The organism is Actinomadura formosensis NBRC 14204 (assembly GCF_001552155.1).
In the GTDB taxonomy this organism is placed as follows: Bacteria; Actinomycetota; Actinomycetes; order Streptosporangiales; family Streptosporangiaceae; genus Spirillospora; species Spirillospora formosensis.
The window spans coordinates 22,107-38,116 of the sequence record NZ_BCQQ01000061.1 but is presented as its reverse complement, the minus strand read 5'-3'; the positions used below and the strand labels follow the sequence as shown (position 1 = coordinate 38,116).

At 61.5% G+C, this 16,010-nt stretch carries 20 protein-coding genes; 7 read left to right on the top strand and 13 right to left on the bottom strand.

Features of this window, described 5'->3' with window-relative positions:
- The 5 genes from AF1_RS35910 to AF1_RS17525 all read right to left on the bottom strand — a co-directional run.
- Positions 1-203 (bottom strand): hypothetical protein (locus AF1_RS35910; RefSeq protein WP_217999828.1); only part of this gene is annotated, 203 nt, incomplete at its 3' end.
- 160 nt (positions 204-363) lie between these two features.
- Positions 364-2,646, bottom strand: a complete 2,283-nt coding sequence (locus AF1_RS17535; RefSeq protein WP_131732896.1) for a type IV secretory system conjugative DNA transfer family protein — start codon at positions 2,644-2,646, stop codon at positions 364-366.
- Positions 2,646-3,413: a DNA-methyltransferase gene (locus AF1_RS17530; protein WP_067799879.1), complete on the bottom strand. Its 768-nt coding sequence runs from the start codon at positions 3,411-3,413 to the stop codon at positions 2,646-2,648. Before AF1_RS17530 ends, AF1_RS17535 begins: the two co-directional genes overlap by 1 nt.
- A 404-nt stretch (positions 3,414-3,817) precedes the next feature.
- Positions 3,818-4,051 carry a hypothetical protein gene (locus AF1_RS34510; protein WP_131732887.1) on the bottom strand — a complete coding sequence of 78 codons (234 nt, stop codon included), beginning with the start codon at positions 4,049-4,051 and terminating at the stop codon, positions 3,818-3,820.
- Between the two features lie 88 nt (positions 4,052-4,139).
- Positions 4,140-4,337, bottom strand: a complete 198-nt coding sequence (locus AF1_RS17525; protein ID WP_067799876.1) for a hypothetical protein — start codon at positions 4,335-4,337, stop codon at positions 4,140-4,142.
- 480 nt (positions 4,338-4,817) lie between these two features.
- On the opposite strand from AF1_RS17525, the gene AF1_RS34505 reads away from it, so the two are divergent.
- On the top strand, positions 4,818-5,303 hold the full coding sequence (locus AF1_RS34505) for a hypothetical protein (protein WP_131732888.1): 486 nt from the start codon (positions 4,818-4,820) through the stop codon (positions 5,301-5,303).
- 56 nt (positions 5,304-5,359) lie between these two features.
- Positions 5,360-7,273, top strand: a complete 1,914-nt coding sequence (locus AF1_RS34500; RefSeq protein WP_131732889.1) for a hypothetical protein — start codon at positions 5,360-5,362, stop codon at positions 7,271-7,273.
- Positions 7,274-7,414: 141 nt separating this feature from the next.
- Here AF1_RS34500 and AF1_RS17510 read toward each other — a convergent pair whose 3' ends face one another.
- Both AF1_RS17510 and AF1_RS17505 read right to left on the bottom strand, forming a co-directional pair.
- Complete coding sequence (locus tag AF1_RS17510; RefSeq protein ID WP_067799868.1) at positions 7,415-7,909, bottom strand: ATP-binding protein; 495 nt, start codon at positions 7,907-7,909, stop codon at positions 7,415-7,417.
- A gap of 114 nt (positions 7,910-8,023) precedes the next feature.
- Positions 8,024-8,347, bottom strand: a complete 324-nt coding sequence (locus tag AF1_RS17505; RefSeq protein ID WP_067799863.1) for a recombinase family protein — start codon at positions 8,345-8,347, stop codon at positions 8,024-8,026.
- Between the two features lie 221 nt (positions 8,348-8,568).
- Between AF1_RS17505 and AF1_RS17500 the strand changes: the two genes are divergently transcribed.
- The 3 genes from AF1_RS17500 to AF1_RS17490 are packed head-to-tail and all read left to right on the top strand — an operon-like array spanning position 8,569 to position 11,200.
- Positions 8,569-9,735, top strand: a complete 1,167-nt coding sequence (locus tag AF1_RS17500) for a helix-turn-helix transcriptional regulator (RefSeq protein WP_067799861.1) — start codon at positions 8,569-8,571, stop codon at positions 9,733-9,735.
- Positions 9,736-9,749: 14 nt separating this feature from the next.
- A complete protein-coding gene (locus AF1_RS17495) occupies positions 9,750-10,475 on the top strand; it encodes a 5-formyltetrahydrofolate cyclo-ligase (protein ID WP_067799859.1) in 726 nt (241 codons plus the stop codon).
- 14 nt (positions 10,476-10,489) lie between these two features.
- Positions 10,490-11,200, top strand: a complete 711-nt coding sequence (locus tag AF1_RS17490) for a hypothetical protein (protein ID WP_067799854.1) — start codon at positions 10,490-10,492, stop codon at positions 11,198-11,200.
- A gap of 83 nt (positions 11,201-11,283) precedes the next feature.
- Here AF1_RS17490 and AF1_RS34495 read toward each other — a convergent pair whose 3' ends face one another.
- The 5 genes from AF1_RS34495 to AF1_RS37065 form a co-directional block, all read right to left on the bottom strand.
- Positions 11,284-11,643, bottom strand: a complete 360-nt coding sequence (locus AF1_RS34495) for a hypothetical protein (protein WP_131732890.1) — start codon at positions 11,641-11,643, stop codon at positions 11,284-11,286.
- Positions 11,644-11,717: 74 nt separating this feature from the next.
- The gene (locus AF1_RS33435; protein WP_084263039.1) at positions 11,718-12,932 is read right to left on the bottom strand and encodes a glycosyltransferase family 9 protein; all 1,215 of its coding nucleotides are present in this window, start codon (positions 12,930-12,932) and stop codon (positions 11,718-11,720) included.
- Entirely contained in the window at positions 12,883-13,515 is a 633-nt protein-coding gene (locus AF1_RS33430; protein WP_084263038.1) for an NUDIX hydrolase, read from the bottom strand. Before AF1_RS33430 ends, AF1_RS33435 begins: the two co-directional genes overlap by 50 nt.
- A 411-nt stretch (positions 13,516-13,926) precedes the next feature.
- Entirely contained in the window at positions 13,927-14,292 is a 366-nt protein-coding gene (locus AF1_RS36910; protein ID WP_306303169.1) for a hotdog domain-containing protein, read from the bottom strand.
- Position 14,293: 1 nt separating this feature from the next.
- Positions 14,294-14,620, bottom strand: coding sequence for a hypothetical protein (locus AF1_RS37065; RefSeq protein WP_407642235.1), 327 nt, complete (start codon positions 14,618-14,620; stop codon positions 14,294-14,296).
- On the opposite strand from AF1_RS37065, the gene AF1_RS37060 reads away from it, so the two are divergent.
- Both AF1_RS37060 and AF1_RS35895 read left to right on the top strand, forming a co-directional pair.
- Complete coding sequence (locus AF1_RS37060; RefSeq protein ID WP_407642236.1) at positions 14,611-14,859, top strand: winged helix-turn-helix transcriptional regulator; 249 nt, start codon at positions 14,611-14,613, stop codon at positions 14,857-14,859. The genes AF1_RS37065 and AF1_RS37060 overlap by 10 nt on opposite strands.
- Positions 14,799-14,957 carry a hypothetical protein gene (locus AF1_RS35895; RefSeq protein WP_207394169.1) on the top strand — a complete coding sequence of 53 codons (159 nt, stop codon included), beginning with the start codon at positions 14,799-14,801 and terminating at the stop codon, positions 14,955-14,957. Before AF1_RS37060 ends, AF1_RS35895 begins: the two co-directional genes overlap by 61 nt.
- A gap of 173 nt (positions 14,958-15,130) precedes the next feature.
- Here the strand turns inward: AF1_RS35895 and AF1_RS17475 are convergent, their stop codons facing one another.
- Positions 15,131-15,952, bottom strand: coding sequence for an SAM-dependent methyltransferase (locus AF1_RS17475; RefSeq protein ID WP_067799842.1), 822 nt, complete (start codon positions 15,950-15,952; stop codon positions 15,131-15,133).
- Between the last annotated feature and the right edge of the window lie 58 nt (positions 15,953-16,010).

The following is a 16,010-nucleotide window of genomic DNA, read 5'->3' as shown; positions in this document are numbered from 1 at the left end:
AGCACCCGCCAGGCCGTGAGCCGCCGCAGCACGCTCGAGCGGACGACAGCCCGGCTGCGCTCAGTGGTGATTGTGTGGAAGACGAGGTGATCTAGTTGCAGGCCGCTGACGATCCGCAATCGGTTGACGGTCTCGATAACCGCCCAATCCCGGTCGGAGAGCCGCTCGGCAACCCACTCGACATGAGCGGCACGCACGCGCACCGGCCCCGCGCCAGCCGGCCCTCCGCGCCTCATGGCGAACCTCCGTAGGGAGTACGGCATGTCGTTGGCGTTATCACCCCGTTTACCGAGGTCAGCGCGAGCGTGAGCGAGGGGGCGACATCAAGGGGGAAGTCAACAGGGAGATCAGTAGCTGGATGCGTCATGACCGTCCCTCCAGCTGCTCGCGACCGAGGCCATAGCCTGGCCCGCCACGCGGCAAGATGCGCTTCATGAGCGCCACCTCCACGTCGGCTCGTGGTCGGCCGAAGCGTTGCCTGCTGGCGAGCGCCAACGCCTGGCCGTCCGTCGTGGCCTCTGGCAGCGGCAATGTGCGTCCGGACACCGGGCCGAGCGTGACGTTGCCCACGCAAGGCCGCGCAAATATCTCGTATGCGCCAAGGCCGGTCAGATCGGCTGGCGTGAGCGGCGCGAAGCGGGGAGCCAGGGTGCGGGCGTCGTCATACTCGGTTTGGAACAGTATCTGTGTGCGGACTGTCCCCAGTACGGCGGTCTTGGCTTCCTCGCTCAATTGCCCGAGGTGTTGGTGGGCCAGGACCAAGCCGACACCGGCTCCCCGGGATTTGGCCAGCATATCCGCAAGATCTACGGGCAAGCGCAGAACATCCTGAAATTCGTCAGCAAAAATACTGACCGGGTGGCGTTTCTCTGGCGGTATGGCGAACCGGGCTTGGGTTGCTTGCCAGAGGCCGGCCATGATGACTGCCCCAACGAGGGCGGCGGACTCGCTTCCGAGCACGCCGGAAGACAGAGGGATCAAAATAATCCGGCGCTTGGTGAATACCTCATCCAGACGAACCCCTTTAGCTTGGCCGAACATAAGGCGGAGGGCGGTTCGTGTGGTGAAACTTCGGAGCTTGTTCAGACTTGGGCCGATGACACTTTGGCGCTCAGCTTCGCTCATCTGAGCAAAATGCAGCCAGAAAGAGCGCACGCTTTCCGGCACCGTCGGTTGGGAAGTCACGAAGCCCCGAAAGCTTGGGTTCTGAAGCAGCTCCGGCAGTTCGACCAAGGTGAAACGTGATCCATCTGCCGATCTGGTGTGCGTGAGCGTCAGCAAGGAATTGCGGATAACGTCCGTACTTCTTGGGCCGAAGCTGCTGCGCCACAGGCTGGCCATGATATGCGTTAAGTGGTCTACGGCCAGTTCACCGGCATGTTCGCCGCTGGCGATGTCCAGCAAGTTCAGGCCGACCGGATAATCCGTCGCACTCGGGTCAATAATCAGAACATCGTTGTGGCGGTGCTCTGGAATCCGATTAAGCAAGTCTGCAACGAGGTCGGATTTTGGGTCTACGACGACTACGCCGCGTCCCGCCTGGATATCTTGCAGAGCCATGTTAGCCAGCAGGGTGGATTTCCCGACACCGACCGGGCCGAGCACCCAGGAATGGCGGAGACGGTCAGGTGTCTTGAGCGCCAGGGGGCGTTCGGCCATGCCTGGGTACGTGCTCAGGCCAATGACTGTCCCCGTGCTACGCATGGCGTCCGCTGGGGGCAGTTGCCGCGCGGACTGTTGCCGCAGTCCCGGCAAATGGGCATCGCCGAGCGGCAGGCCCAAGATTCCCGCAAGCTCCTGGGAATTGACGAGGACCGGCCACGCGAGAATCGGCAACCTTCGGTCCATGATCCGCTTCGCCACCACTGCCGAAGGCAATGCCCGCCGCACCAACGTCGCTCCCGGCGTATTCTGGCCTCTCAGAGCACCCCACGCGCGACCAAAAACGCTCAAAGCGTGAGCGCGCTCACCAGTGGCCGCCACCCGCACCACGGCATGCAGCAGCGGCTGTTTCTGCTTCAAACGGGCTGCCCGCAATGCCTCGCCGTCCGCAAGGTGATTACCCTGCAACAGTTCCAGCAGCGTCTCGGCATTGGTATGCCGCTGGGAAGTGACCGGTGCAGGCGTGCGGCTACCCACAAACAGCCACTGCACACAAAGGTGCGTGCCAGCGGCAAGCGGCTGGAGCGCCGCCAGCAGGTTGCTGCTGACCTGGGTGGCGCGTTCGTGGGCCATAGGGCGGTCCAGCCCGCGCAGTCGGCCTTCGGCCGCGACCACCATCCGCCCCGGGATCGCCGGCCGCTCCGGTAGCTCTTCCAGTCGCACGCCGGGCATGGCCGCGCGCAGTCCGGCCAGCACCGTCCCGCGCATGGTGGGCGGCACCAGCAGCACATGCCGGATGCCGCTTCGATCTGCGTGCAACTCCAGGCCGAGGGGCGGGGGCGTCATCAAGTTGAACCGCGGCGCATGCGTGCTCGACGATACGTGGCCCAAGAACGCGGCCACATCCTCGGCCGACAAGCCTCGCGGTAGCGCCATCTCGTAGGCGGTGAGCGATGCCGCCCACTGCCGTCCGTCCAGCCAGCGGGCCAGTAGCACCACGCCGAGCATTGCCAAGGCGGTCAGCAACAAAAGCAGCGTCAGCATCACGAGGAGCCCCCTTCCGTCCGGCCGGAAACGATCTGTTCGGCTGCGGCGATGCGGGCGGCGGCTTGCTCGGCGAACTGCTCCGACAACTCAACGCCGACGAACTTCCGGCCGTCCAAGATGGCGGCTTCCCCCGTGGTGCCCGAACCCAGGAACGGGTCGAGTACGGTCGCGCCTGGGGCAGTGATGTTCACGAGGTGCCGCAGCAGCGTCAGCGGCTTCTGAGTGATGTGCGTGCGGGCGTTCCCGCGCGGCGTGGTCACGCTGTAGAAGCCCGGCAGGTACAGCTCGCGGGAAGCCAGGTCGCCATGTGAGCCCCACACCACGTATTCGGCGGCGTTCGTGAACCGCCCTCGACTCGGCCGTGCCCCCGGCTTATGCCAAACCACCAGGCCACGCCACACCCACCCCGCCGCCTGCAAAGCGTCGGACACGCTCGGCAGTTGTCGCCAGTCAGTGAAGACCAGGCAAACGCCGCCGGGGTTGGTGAGCCGCAGGCTCTCACCGAGCCACAATGTGCACCAGTAGGTGAAGGAGCGCTGATCCCGCTGGTCGCCGCTGAAGCTTGCCAGGTTGTGCTTGGCGTTGGTGGAGACGTACTTGCTCCGGGCTGAGTTGTTAGTGCGCGTGGCGGTCGAAGCGCCGCCAGAGCAATACGGTGGATCTGCGATGACCGCATCCACGCTGTTGTCGGGCAATGCGCGCAGCACTGGCAGAGCGTCGCCCTGGTAGATCGTGGCGCGTTCGCTTTGGTAGAAGGGCCTCATACTGTGCCCTCCTGCCGCGCGGCTCTAGCCTGCGCTTGTTCCTCTTTGTGTGTTTCCTCCGCTTCACGCCGTCGCTGGGCGTGCAGCGCGTTGGCGTAGGCGACCAGTAGGCGCTTCCAGGCGGACTCGTCGAACTCCCGGAACCTGGCCATGACAAATACACGTCTCTCTTTGGGCACAGCAACCCTCCTCTCACTACTTAGGTGTTTGACCAAAGCAGGGTGGGAGGTGAGTGGTGATCTACGGCCTAAGACGCCGGTAGCTGCCACTCGCTGTGCGCTCGCACCCTACTTATTCTTATGACGACATCCGTGGAACTTGTAAAGGCTTTTTCACGTCAATTCCCTAGGTAGAATTGACAACACTGGTCGCCACCCCCGGCGTGGGGTGGCGACCAGTACGAGCTACTTGTTGTCGAGTTGGTCGGACAGATGAGGCGTGCGCCGCCGCTTCGGGCACAGCTGATGTCCGTGATTAGATTCGGATGAGAAGTCGCCCGGGAGGAGGATGGGCCTTCCGGCGCGCTGGTGCTCGCGCAGTTCGGTCATGAGGGTATCTTCGACCTGCATGGCCTGCTTGCGCCGCTCAGCCAGCCAGCGTTTCCGGGCTCCTCGGGACGTCCAGTTCTTGCGCTTCACACACACGCGGCTCCTTTGGCTCGGGGTTGGTTTGGGATTTGAGCGGAAGAGGTGCGGCGGTCCCTGCCGGAGCCGCGCACCCAGTCGCTCACTTGGCCTGCTTCACCAGCCAGACGAGGAAGGCGATGGCGGCCACGATGAGCACCAGCCACCACAGCTTGATGAGGACGACGACAGCCAGGCCGACAATGGCCATTGCACCGAGACGCATGTGGGTGCGGAAGGCCAGTTCTTCGTGGGTGCGTGGTGTCCTAGTGAGCATCTGCCAGGTCTTATTCTTGGGCATGAGGGCGTATTACCTCCTGTGGTGAGTGGACGAGAGCACGATCCAGACGACCGCGCAGATGATGGCGATTCCGGCTGCTGGCCCAATGACCGGACCGAGGATGTTCCAGACTTCCGACCAGCCGGCCGCTAGCGCGGCCCGCAGGTCGGGCGGGCAGAGAGCGAGCAACCTTCCCGCGAGCTGGAACAGCACAGCAGCGACCAGTACCCCGCAGATGAGGGCCAGGGACTTTGTGAGGAGGGTCCAGGGGAGAGATCTGGGCATGGGGAATACACCTCCTTTCGAGTGGGATATGAGGGGGTCATCCGATCTACTTCGATTTAGCCATAGAAAGGGGTGGCCGTGAGAAGGGGGTTGACGGACATCCTCACGGACACACTCGCGACCACAGGTGTCCGTGACCCCCAACTCACGGCCAGCTTGCTCAAAAGTATGTAATTTGCTTTAATTAAGCGTAGCCATAATTAGGAACCGCAACCCATGGAAGGAATTGAACAGTCACCACGAGAAGATAGGTTTATTCTCGCTGAGCACGGCACCGAGGAAGCTGTTATCTACTTCAGTGGCATAGCTCCCCTGGAGCAAGATTTAGAAAGAGAGAAGGAAGGTGAAAGGAAAATTGATGACTTCGAGCAGCAGCATGCGAGGCTATACGAAGAAGAGCAACCCAAGGCTGTTGAGCTAGAGGTAGCGCTAGGTGAGAGCGACGACCCGAACTGCCGGCTTTCGGCCGCAATGGGACTTGATCACCTCATCGGTACAGACCCCGAGAAGGGCCTAAGATTGGCAATGAAGCTGCTGGCAGATCCAGATGAGAGAGTTGCGTCTGCGGCAGACCACCATATGACCACCAATAAGAATTTTGAAAACTTCCAGCCTGTGATTGACGCTAGAACAGTTCGGAGCCTTCTATTCTTGGCTCGTGATCTAGTAGAGCGCGAACGCGCCCACCACAGAGACAGTTAATACCGATCTCGTAACGAAGGTTGTGGCGGGCCGGTTGTCTGGTGCAATCTGTAGTCGTGGCTAAGATCACCAGGAAGCCGGATACCCTCGAAGATCAGATCCTTCGAATAGGTCGTCGCGGTCTGCGCCTCGTATATGATCCTGCCAGAAATCCCTTGAGGATCGAAATAATTGAGCGTATCGTTAGGCTGCTTGAGCCCGATCTCTTTATAGACAATCCCGGCCTGGCGCTTATACGCGTCTTCAATCGAGCGATTAGTCACCTTCCCGATGAACCAGCTAGAGACTCACTAATTGGCTACCGCAGCCTATCGCTCCGGGAGCTAGGACAGGTGCTCTATGATGCTAGGCCCGAGATTCCTCTCGCTGAGGTTCCTTCCTATAACAGTCGATTTGCGTCAGTCAAAAAGAAACTGGGGCCTTCTCCAAAGGAGCAGGACAAGACGCTTGAGCGTGCATCCCTTGCTGTTAGGAAACGGCTGGCAGCAATACTTCTCAGAATGGAGCGTGAGGCTAAGCGAGCTACGGTCGAAAACACGACCACCCAGGTCGCAGATCCTACTGTTTTCTCCGATAAAAAGCCAATAGTCCATGACGGCGATAGTTGGTCTCAATACTATGAATTTCATATAGACGGCCAGCCGCACATAGACCGACCCGACTACCGAGCCCGCTTCGATTCGCTCGTCGCTGCGAGCAAGAAGCTCATCGTGTTCGTTGGTCTTCCTGGCATGGGGAAGACCTGGTTGGCCAGAGCAGTTACAAGAGATGAGGACGGCTCGGAGGCTCCCCGCATCAGGATCGTTGACGGGCAGATATCGACACCAGATCTGAAACACGCGCTTCGGCGATGCGGTGTCGAGGTATCCAACATCGTCGGACACGAGCGGGAGCACCTTGTAACCCTCGTGTGCGGCAGTCACGCACCGAAGTTCGTCGTACTCGATGGCTTTGAAAGCACCGATGAGCTTTCCAGCCTCATGCCCGGGGATACCGACTCAGTCGTGGTGGCAACCTGCCGCCGCAAGGCGGAAAGTTCGGTCGCCACTGACGCAGTGATCCCCGTGAGGGAGATGTCTTTCGATGAATCCTTCGCCATAGCGAACTTGCTCGCGGACGTAGCCCGAAGCATTGCGGACGACGAGGGCAAGCGAACCTCCTTGGCCAGAGTAATGGTCCTTCTTTCGGGCCATGCGCTTGGCATCAGTCGAGCTTTCGAGCTAGTCCGCGATCACAAGCTGTCCATCTTCAAGCTCGGTGACGAGCTTGAAGGTGACCCTCTCTCTTTCATGAGGCGTTTGCGGACTGGTAGCGGTGACAGCTTTGTCGCTGACATCGAGCGCACGCTGGCATTGGTGCAAGACCAAGACGAAGTCGCTTACAGGCTGCTTGAAGCTGCTTCCTTCTTGTATCTGGAAGATTCGCGTGACAGCTCCTTCCTCCAGAAGTATCTTGAGGTCACTCATAGAGTGCCGATGTCGGATAGGTCTTTTATCGGGGAACTTCGCTTTAGGCAGGCCATAGATCTGCTGCTTAGCTACATGCTCATCGAGCTACATGAGAAGGATCTACCCCAGGACGTATCCGACCGTCCGTATACTCATGTCTATGTTCACCCGCTGGTGATAAGAATCCTACGCCACCGATGCGAGAGGCGTGCTGCCGAAGTTGCAGAGGGGTTCATCGAGGTATGCAATTCCTACAATAAGCAGTACGACAAGTTTGAGGCTCTGCAAGGTCTCTTGCAGACAGTGACACTGCTTGGTCGCATCCTGATAGATGACGACCCGCCTGGTGCTTCGTCAGGCTTGCAGCCTTGGAACAGGCATACTGTTCCGGCATGGCTTTCAGTGCACATCATCTATCTTGAGCGCATACTGGGAAGTCACTTCGACAACATATTCCCAACTTTGACGCACTGGAAGGAATGGGCTCGATCTAGAGCACCTCGCCGGATTTATGAGAAGTAACTACGAATCGCGACCTATGGCCTGTTCTTCACCGCCACTCGAACCAAGCCAAGTTTCATCACGAAGCAGATATACACGAAGCGCGCCATCCGCCATGCCCCGGATGACTTCCAATCGCATCCCCGTGCCGGCTTCCGCGCTTCAAACCCACGACACGCCCATCTCCGCCCACACCACCTTCCCGTTCTGTCGCCGGTTCCCGTTCATCTCCGCCGCGAAGGTGGGATACCAATTCCACCGCTCGCAGAAGGCGCTCACCAAATAGAGCCCCCGCCCATCCTCCGAAACAAAGTCAGGCACACGCTCCACCGGCGGCTCGTTGCTCTCGTCCTGAACCTCGATGAACAACCGGCCCCCGCCAAACGACAACCGCAGCCGCACCGTGGCCACACCAGCAAGCTGCCGGTAGGAAACGCTCTGAGGGCGCGACGTGTATTCCTGCTGCGCGGTCACGTCGAGTGTCCCCGTGTGCTTGACGGCATTGGTCACAAATTCAGTGACCACAAGTTGGGCGTTCATCACGAACGGTTCGAGGCTCCACTTAGCCAATACATCCTCGGTATGCCGACGCGCCCAGTACGCGGCATTGGGCAGCGCAGCAAGGGGCAGGGTGCTTTGGTGGGGCCAGGTGTTCATGACATGAGATCCATTTACGGTGCGGGGGCTGACGGTGGCTCGATGAGATGGTTCAGATCGCCTTGCGCTTGAACGAGAGGTGCCAGAGCAAGGACTTTTCCGTGCGGCACCGGATCATCGTCGTTGTCCCTGCACCACCCAGACACGAGCGCCGGTCTCGTGCTCGATGTGCTGACGCATAGCGTCTTGCAGGCCGGGCAACCGGGCGAAGTGCCAGAGCGACGGCACGATGATGTCGCGTACGTCGTTGCGCTTGATAGCGTCGATCAGGCAGGAAAAGGCGGGCTCCGAGCGGTCCATCTTCTCGGTGAAGACTTCGTCCAACGCAAAGCCTTCCCGCTCGGCATAGGCGGCCAATTCCCGTCCAAGTCGGGCAATTTCGCCATGCATCGCGTCACCGCCCACAACGCGCATATAGCCGTACATCACCGGGCGCATGGGGCTCCTTCCTCATCGGGTGGCGTGGCGGGAGCGGCCCCCTATTTGGGCGCTTCCCACCGTGCGCTTCACTAGCAAAACCCGGCTGACCTGCATGAATCCACAGCGGAAGGGAGGCAAGGGTGGCGCAAAAGTGGCGCAGGGCATGGGCTGACCTGGGCATATAGGGGGCGGTGCCGGTAGGGTTGGCCTGCCCCTTGGAACTCCCCGCAGGAGGGCATATGGCGGCCAAACGGGTACGGCTTGCCCAGCGCCGCAGGGCGGCGGGATTGAGCCAGGAAAAGCTCGCCGATCACCTGGGCGTCGAACGCTCAACCGTGGTGCGGTGGGAAACCGCCGTGACCGAGCCGCAGCCGTGGGTACGGCCGGAGTTGGCACGGGCGCTCAAGGTGACGTCGGACGAGTTGCAATCGCTCCTGGACGACATCACGATCACCGAGGCCGCGCCGAGTGAACGCTTGGCCCATATCCTCGAGCACCCTGAACAGGCTGACCTGGTCACGGTCGCCCAGCTGCATGAGCGGATACGCCAGCTCGACGAGCAGTACGACCAAGTCCCGTCGGTGGCGCTCATCGGATCCGCCGGCCAGGTGCATGGTCAGGTGAAGCTGCTGCGCCGCAACGCTCGGAACCACCGTGTACGCAAGGCGCTCTGCGAGGTCGAAGCCGAGGCGACCATCTTCATGAGCCAACTGGTCTGGGACGTCAGCCAACGACGGGACCACACTGCGCCCCTGGCCTACCTCGATGAGGCTGTCACGGCGGCCCGCCACATCCGCGATTCCTTCACCGAGTCATACGCCGTCCTGCGCAAGAGCTTCGTTGCCCTCTACGGGGAGAACGATCCCGCGAAGGGGGTGGCGCTCGCCGAGCATGCGACCGAGGTGGCGCACCAGTCGAGCCCTTCACTGGAGGGACTCGGCTGGCTTCATGTCGCCGAGGGGCATGCCATGGCGGGGGAAGGCGGCGCATGCGAGGCCGCACTGGCTCACGCGGAGACCCAGTTCGACCGGATGCACCCCGATGACATTGGGGCGGAGTACTACACCGCGAGCGAGTACAACCGCATGGCGGGCTCGTGCTACCTCTTCCTGGGGCAGCCTCAGCGGGCCGAGCCCATCTTGCAAGCGACCGCTACGGCGCTGGACGCTAAGAAGAAGAGCCAGGCCATCGTCTTCGGCAACCTCACACTGTCGCTGATCAGGCAACGTAAGCTGGACGAGGCGCGTTCAGCCATGCACCGCACGATCGACGCGGTCGAGCTGACGCGGGGCGGCGGCGGGCTTAACGTGGTCTTCGCCGCCGGGCGCGAGCTGCGGCCGTGGCGACAGGAACCATGGGTGCAAGACGTCCAAGACCGGCTGCTGGCGCTCATGGCGGCGATCTAGCGGCGAGGAGAACTTTGACCAGCGTTGACCAGGCCAAGCAGGTCGTCCGGGATCGAGTGTGGCGCCTCCTGGAGCGCGAAGGCGCTGTTCCCGACGGCTCGTATGGCAAGATCCCGGGGTTCCGCGGCGCGGAGGCGACCGCCGAGCGCCTGGCGGAGCTGGAGATCTGGCAACAAGCCCGAACGGTTAAGGCCAACCCCGACTGGGCGCAGCTCCCCATCCGTGTAAGGGCGCTCGAAGACGGCAAGCTGCTATTCATGGCCGTTCCCCGCATGGCCAGCCTCCAGCCGTTCTACCTCCTCGATCCCGCCACCCTCACCGTGCCGCCCGAGCAGGCCGCCGACAAGAAGGGTGCCGCCCAGGTGGCTCGGCGGGTGGGCGTCGAGGCCATGCGGCCGATCGACGTGGTGATCTGCGGCAGCGTGGCGGTCAATCGGTCGGGGGCGCGCATCGGCAAGGGGGCGGGCTACTCCGACCTGGAGGTGGCCCTGCTCATTGAGGCCGGGCTCGTCACCGAACGGACAGCCATAGTCGCACCTGTCCACCAGCTCCAGGTCGTGGACGAGGAGATCCCCGAGACCGAGCATGATTTCAGCGTCGACCTCATTGTGACGCCGGATGAAGTGATCCGCTGTCCCAACCCTCGCCGGCCGCAGGGTGTGATCTGGGAGGATCTGACGGCGGAGAAGATCGCGGCAATTCCGGTGCTGCGCGCGCTTGTTGATACTCGATCGGCGTGATCAGGAGACCATAAATGGGCGTTGATGCTGGTGCGTTGATCATTGCAGCCGTTGCCGTGGTCGTCGCGATCATCGCGGCTCTCTACTCGCGCCAGCAAGCCCATTCCGCCTCGGATTCAGCAGCCTCGGCTGTGCGCTCGGCAGATGCCGCGAACGAGCAAGTGGCCGCAGCACGGGAGCAGGTGACGCTCGGGCAACGGCAGCTCGAACTCGCCGAAAAAATCCGCAAGGAGCAGAGCGAACCATATGTAGTCGTAGACGTTGAGGCTTCGCCTATTGCCCGAGGCTTCTTGGTCCTGGTGATCGAAAATATCGGTACGACCGTCGCGCGCAATGTTCGTTTCGACATTGACCCACCACTCCGCAGCGCCCGGAAGTTTAACCTGCCAGTTGCAGAGGCCAAGATCCTCAAGGATGGGATACCGATGCTGCCCCCGAAGCGGCGGCTCGAGCTGCTCTTCGATTTCGGACCCGATCGATTCGAGTCCTCACTTGAGATGGTCTACTCGGTGACGGTATACGCCGACGGTCCGCATGGCCATGTGGAGCCCATGCGACAGGACATCGACATTAGTGTGTTGTATGGCTGGCACCCGATATGGTCGAAGGGTGTGCATGAGGGGGTTGAAGCGCTCCGTGGGGTTCAGAAAGAACTCGGGAAGATGCAAGCCGATCTTCGGACACTAATGCAACGGCTCGAACCTCCACACAGCCAGGAAGAGTAGTTGCGTATTGCGGAGACTACCGAATCGATCTCTCGATATTAAGACAGATATGCGCTCGTCTAGGACAAGTGTTCGTCCGGTAGCTACTTCCTATTCCTTGGCTGTCGACCGCCACGGCTAGTGTCGCCACCTTCTGATGCTTCCTCGCCTGGAGTGCTTGCCGTTGTCCCCAGTACATTGACAATGGCCGCCCGCCGCTCTTGTAGCCTGCGTTCTTCTTCCTCGATGCCCGCCATGGCCTTGTTGCGTACTTCTTCGTCGGCAAGTGTCGTGTCAACCCAGAGGCGAAGGGCTTGCTCGCCAACGTCATTGACGGATTGGCCAGTGATGTTTCGCAGCCCTTCGATCTGTTCTCGGAACGCTGGATCGATGCGGACAGCGAAGGTGACTTGCTTTCGCTCGGCTTCGCCTGGTGGTGGCATGCCTGGTTGTTGTTCGCTCATTTGAATCCCCTATCGTGCGACGTTATTGACCGTCTTATTTATAGCGTAGGTCGTGAAGTGGTGCAACAAGGCCGTTAATTGCGTATTAGGGAATCAACCTGTTCTGCAACCTCTGAGGGCTTGATCTCGTACATGCATTTGGCGGGAGTGAGCTGCGTGCATTTGGAGTAGCATGGCCCACAGTCAAGTTTCGGCCCTAGAAGAATATCGCGAGTGCCAAGCTCCATCTCCTGCGGCGGCAGTGGACCCTCAAAGGTCACGACTGGCAGGTCTTGTGAGCGGGCAGCATGAAGTGCAAAGGTGTTCGATGTAACGAGTACACTGAGCTTGCTCAGTATGCCAATGAAGTTTCCTATCTCAACTCTGTTTGGCAAAATTGCCACGTTCGGAGCAGGGGCTACGACCTTTTCGGTAAATTGCGTCCGTACTTCATCATCCTCTGGGCCGCTCAATACCATGATGCCTTGCTCGGGATAACTCGCCGCTAGTGTCTTGGTCAGTTCGACGAACGATTCCGTGGGCCAGCGGCGAAAGCGCCCGTTAACACTTGTTCCAATGTTCACACCCAGGAGCTCTGTCGGAGGCTTGCCATCAAATGCAGCATCTACTATGTTCTCGGCTTCAACCCTATTGCTTTCCGTAAGCGCCACGTCATACCAAGGCTCAATATGCCCAAGTCCTACACTGTCGAGTAGCACTTCCTGCATGGTCTGTTGGTTGCCTAATCGAAAGGCATCATCAATCTGTAGGCGTTGAAACCGATCAGCATGGGGACGAACTCCGTAGAACTTTCCTTGCTTGTTCAGGGCATAGCCCGCGACCCGCTGGGCTTGCGCAACTACAGGCTTTGCCTGGGCGCTCGATTCAAAGTTAACTAGTACGTCGAGCTTGGACACAAGATCTCCGTACTGCTCGACACTATTTGCTTCTACATCCACAGGGATCACTCCTGGCACGTACCGTAGTAAGTCCGCTCCGCGTGAATGTGTGAACCAGTGAATTCCGGCCCTCGAATTAATCTGGCGGATGGCGCGCGACACTGCGGAGGTTCTCAAAATGCTTCCGAGTCCGCCCATCTCCACGATACCTACATCCTTGGCATCTTCTAAAATCGCCGGATCATATGGCTGCACGTTAACGGTTATGGACTCTGGGCCGGGTTCAAAGCGGACGCAGCCCGCGCAGTTTGCTAGCTGCTGAGCCTTCTGCTCGGCGCACGGCTTGTAACCAAGCCAGTTGTCACAGTCGGGTCTTGTAAGGTCGGTAATTGGTAACTCGGGTAAGCTCATCTGCGTATTGATTTATAATATAGGCTACTGGAAAGGTCAAGATCTTCTCAAGTGCTTGATCCAGGGTCAACCACACTGGGCTCCCGCCCTCCTCTTCAACTATCACGTCTAGTTGCTTATCGAGTGCCACCAGGTACGCATGCCAGCGGTGAGCATCCGAGCCACGTCGACACGAATCACCGCTAATGTCTTCAGAAGCAATGTGCTTGACGTTCTTTGCACTGAGACCAACTTCCTCCTTGAGTTCGCGGCTAGCCGCGACTTCTGGCTGCTCGTCTGCGTCAACGTGTCCAGACGGCACTGTGAGGGCAAATGGGTAGATTGTGCGCTCGAAAAAGAGAAACCGGCCTGTGGGGTCACGAACGAATACCCCGGCGCTCTCATGCCAGTATTCACCGTCGTCAGCAATCCACCACTTGATAGCCGGGTCAATCACGATGGATCGCTCGTGGCGCTGTCTGCAAGTGGTGCAGTAGTAGTATGTCCTGCCTTCTTCGTAAGTGCGCTCAACGGTCTCGGCGCGGCAATGAAAGCAATATTGATGGTACTTGCGGTCGTGTTGCCATGTGGAGTCTAGCTTCATAATGGGTCCCCTATTTGTGCAGCATAGCATATTCAAATCGCCATTGGTAATAGCGCGCAAGTTGGACGACTCTTAAGGGGCGTTGCCTCCTTTGATGGCTTTCGTGATGATGAGCATTACCCCAGGCTGCTTAATGGCAGCGGGACTTATTCCGGATATAGCGGAACTCCCGGACGTCCGCCGGGAGTTCCGCGTCGAAAGGGCTACAGCCCCACGCTAGCTGTCACTAAGAGTGGCCTTGCGTGTGCTTTCGGATGTTGCTAGCGAGAGTGGGTTTCAGGGGTGAGCTGGGCTAGGGAGGGCTAGTTGTCCGCTGGCCTGCGCTTTTCCCGGACGTAGCGGCGTAGGGTGGGGTTCAGGGTGAACCCTCTTACCCCGACACGGGAGACCAGGTCAGAGGGGCTTCGGAGATCACTCCGAAGCCCTTTTTCGATCTTGAAGGTCGATGCCCCCATCAGTCATGGGGGCATCAGCGAGCACAACTTCGGCGCGGGGTTGCGCGAAACTGAGGTTCATGGCTGAGGCGGCGGACACGACGACGGGCGCCTGACCAGAGATCCGGGTGACGGTCACGTCGTACAGGCCACTGCGGCCACGGCGCGACCGCTTCGACGCGTCCGCAACGAGCGTGTCGCCCAGGCGTGCCGGCTCCAGGAACGTGATGTCGAACCCCGCCGTCACCGTCACCTCCCCGTAGGAGTTGCAGGCGAGAGCGAACGCCGAGTCGGCCGGGCTCGCCACGAACCCGCCGTGGCAGATGTCCCAGCTGTTGATCATGTCAGGGCGGACGACCATGGTGACCGTCGCCGCACCCGGCCGACGCACACGATCTCCATGCCGAGGGAACGGCTCGCGGCGTCGCCGGACCACATTCGTTGCGTCGCGAGCGGCGTCGCTGCGGCGCGACACGGGTGGCCGCCGGGTCGTATCCGCTGTGCCAGTCACCGCGCAGGAGCACGAGGGCGTCGACGGGATCGACGCCCCGCCCCACGATCGACACGGTGTCGCGGTGGGTGGGGAACAGCCAGTCCCGCTCGCCCAGGACGGAGGCGTACGCCTGGTCGTTGATGCGGCGTCCGACCACCAGCGCCTGGTGTGCGCGCACCAGAACCTCATCCGGCGGCAGCGGGGCCGGCGGCTGGTCCACGAGCCGGCCGGCCGGGTGTAGCGCTCGAACTCGACGGGCGGATCTCGATGCGGCAGCTCGCCGAGAGCGTCCACATCTCTCGCGCCAACGCCTACGCGCAAGTCGAGCGTCTGACCAAGTTCGGCGTCATCACGGGATGCACCGCGACGGTCTCCCCATCGCCCACGGTCCCGGCACTTCGGCGTACGTCACGGTGAACATCCGGCGGACCGAGTGGCGCGGCGTCCTCGCGCGGCTGCGTTGTTCCCCGGCCGGTCTCGAGCGCATCGTGCTCGCCGGCGGCGGACGGGCGTGAGCCCGCGATGAGCGATCAGAGCGCGATGTACCGGCTCCGGTCTAACGGAACCGCGCTGTGACCAGCGCGATCAAGATGAAAAGGCGCAGACCTCGGTGTTGGAGGTCGCCACGGGCGGGGGGCCGGGCGGCCACCACCGCCGGCCGCGTGTGCAACGCCCCCAACGCCGCCCGCTAGGGCTTGCGGGCGACGCCGCTCCACATGGTGGACGGGGTGGAGGCCAGGGCCGGGTCGTCCGGGCGCCACTCGGGCGCCCGCACCAGGCCGGGGTCGACCAGGTCGAGGCCGTCGAGGAAGGCCGCCACCTGGTCGCGGCTGCGCAGGGTGAGCTTCTCGGCCATGGTCTGGTTCAGCCGGTCGGCCATGTCGGCCATCCTGGCGGCCTGGATGTCGGTGGCCGGATGGGAGATCGCCACATAGCTGCCGCCGGGGACCGCGTCCACCAGCGTGCGGACCACCCCGTAGGGGTCGGACTCGTCCGGCACGTACTGCATGATCGCGATCAGCATCACCGCGACCGGCCGGTCGAAGTCCAGGACCTCCCGGGCGGCGTTCAGGATCGTGCCGGTGTCGCGGATGTCGGCGTCGATGTAGGAGGTGGCGCCGGCCGGGGTACCGGTGAGCAGGGCGCGGGCGTGCGCGAGCACGATCGGGTCGTTGTCGACGTACACCACGCGGCTCTCGGGGGCGGCGGCCTGCGCGACCTCGTGGGTGTTGTTGGCCGCCGGGATGCCGGTGCCGATGTCCAGGAACTGCCGCACGCCCCGCTCGGCGGCCAGGAAGCGCACGGCGCGGGCCAGGAACGCCCGGGTGTTGCGCACCGAGGCGACCAGGTCGGGCAGCGCCGCCATCGCCTGTTCCGCGGCCTCCCGGTCGGGCGCGTAGTTGTCCTTGCCGCCCAGCCAGTAGTCCTGGACGCGGGCGATGTGCGCGACGCTGGTGTCGAAGGGGGGCGGGTCCGGCGTCCCCTCGTACTCGGGCCTCTCACTGGCCATCAGGGACCTCCAGACTTCCCGGTGCTGGGCCACCGCCCAGCCTAGACCGGCAAGATCA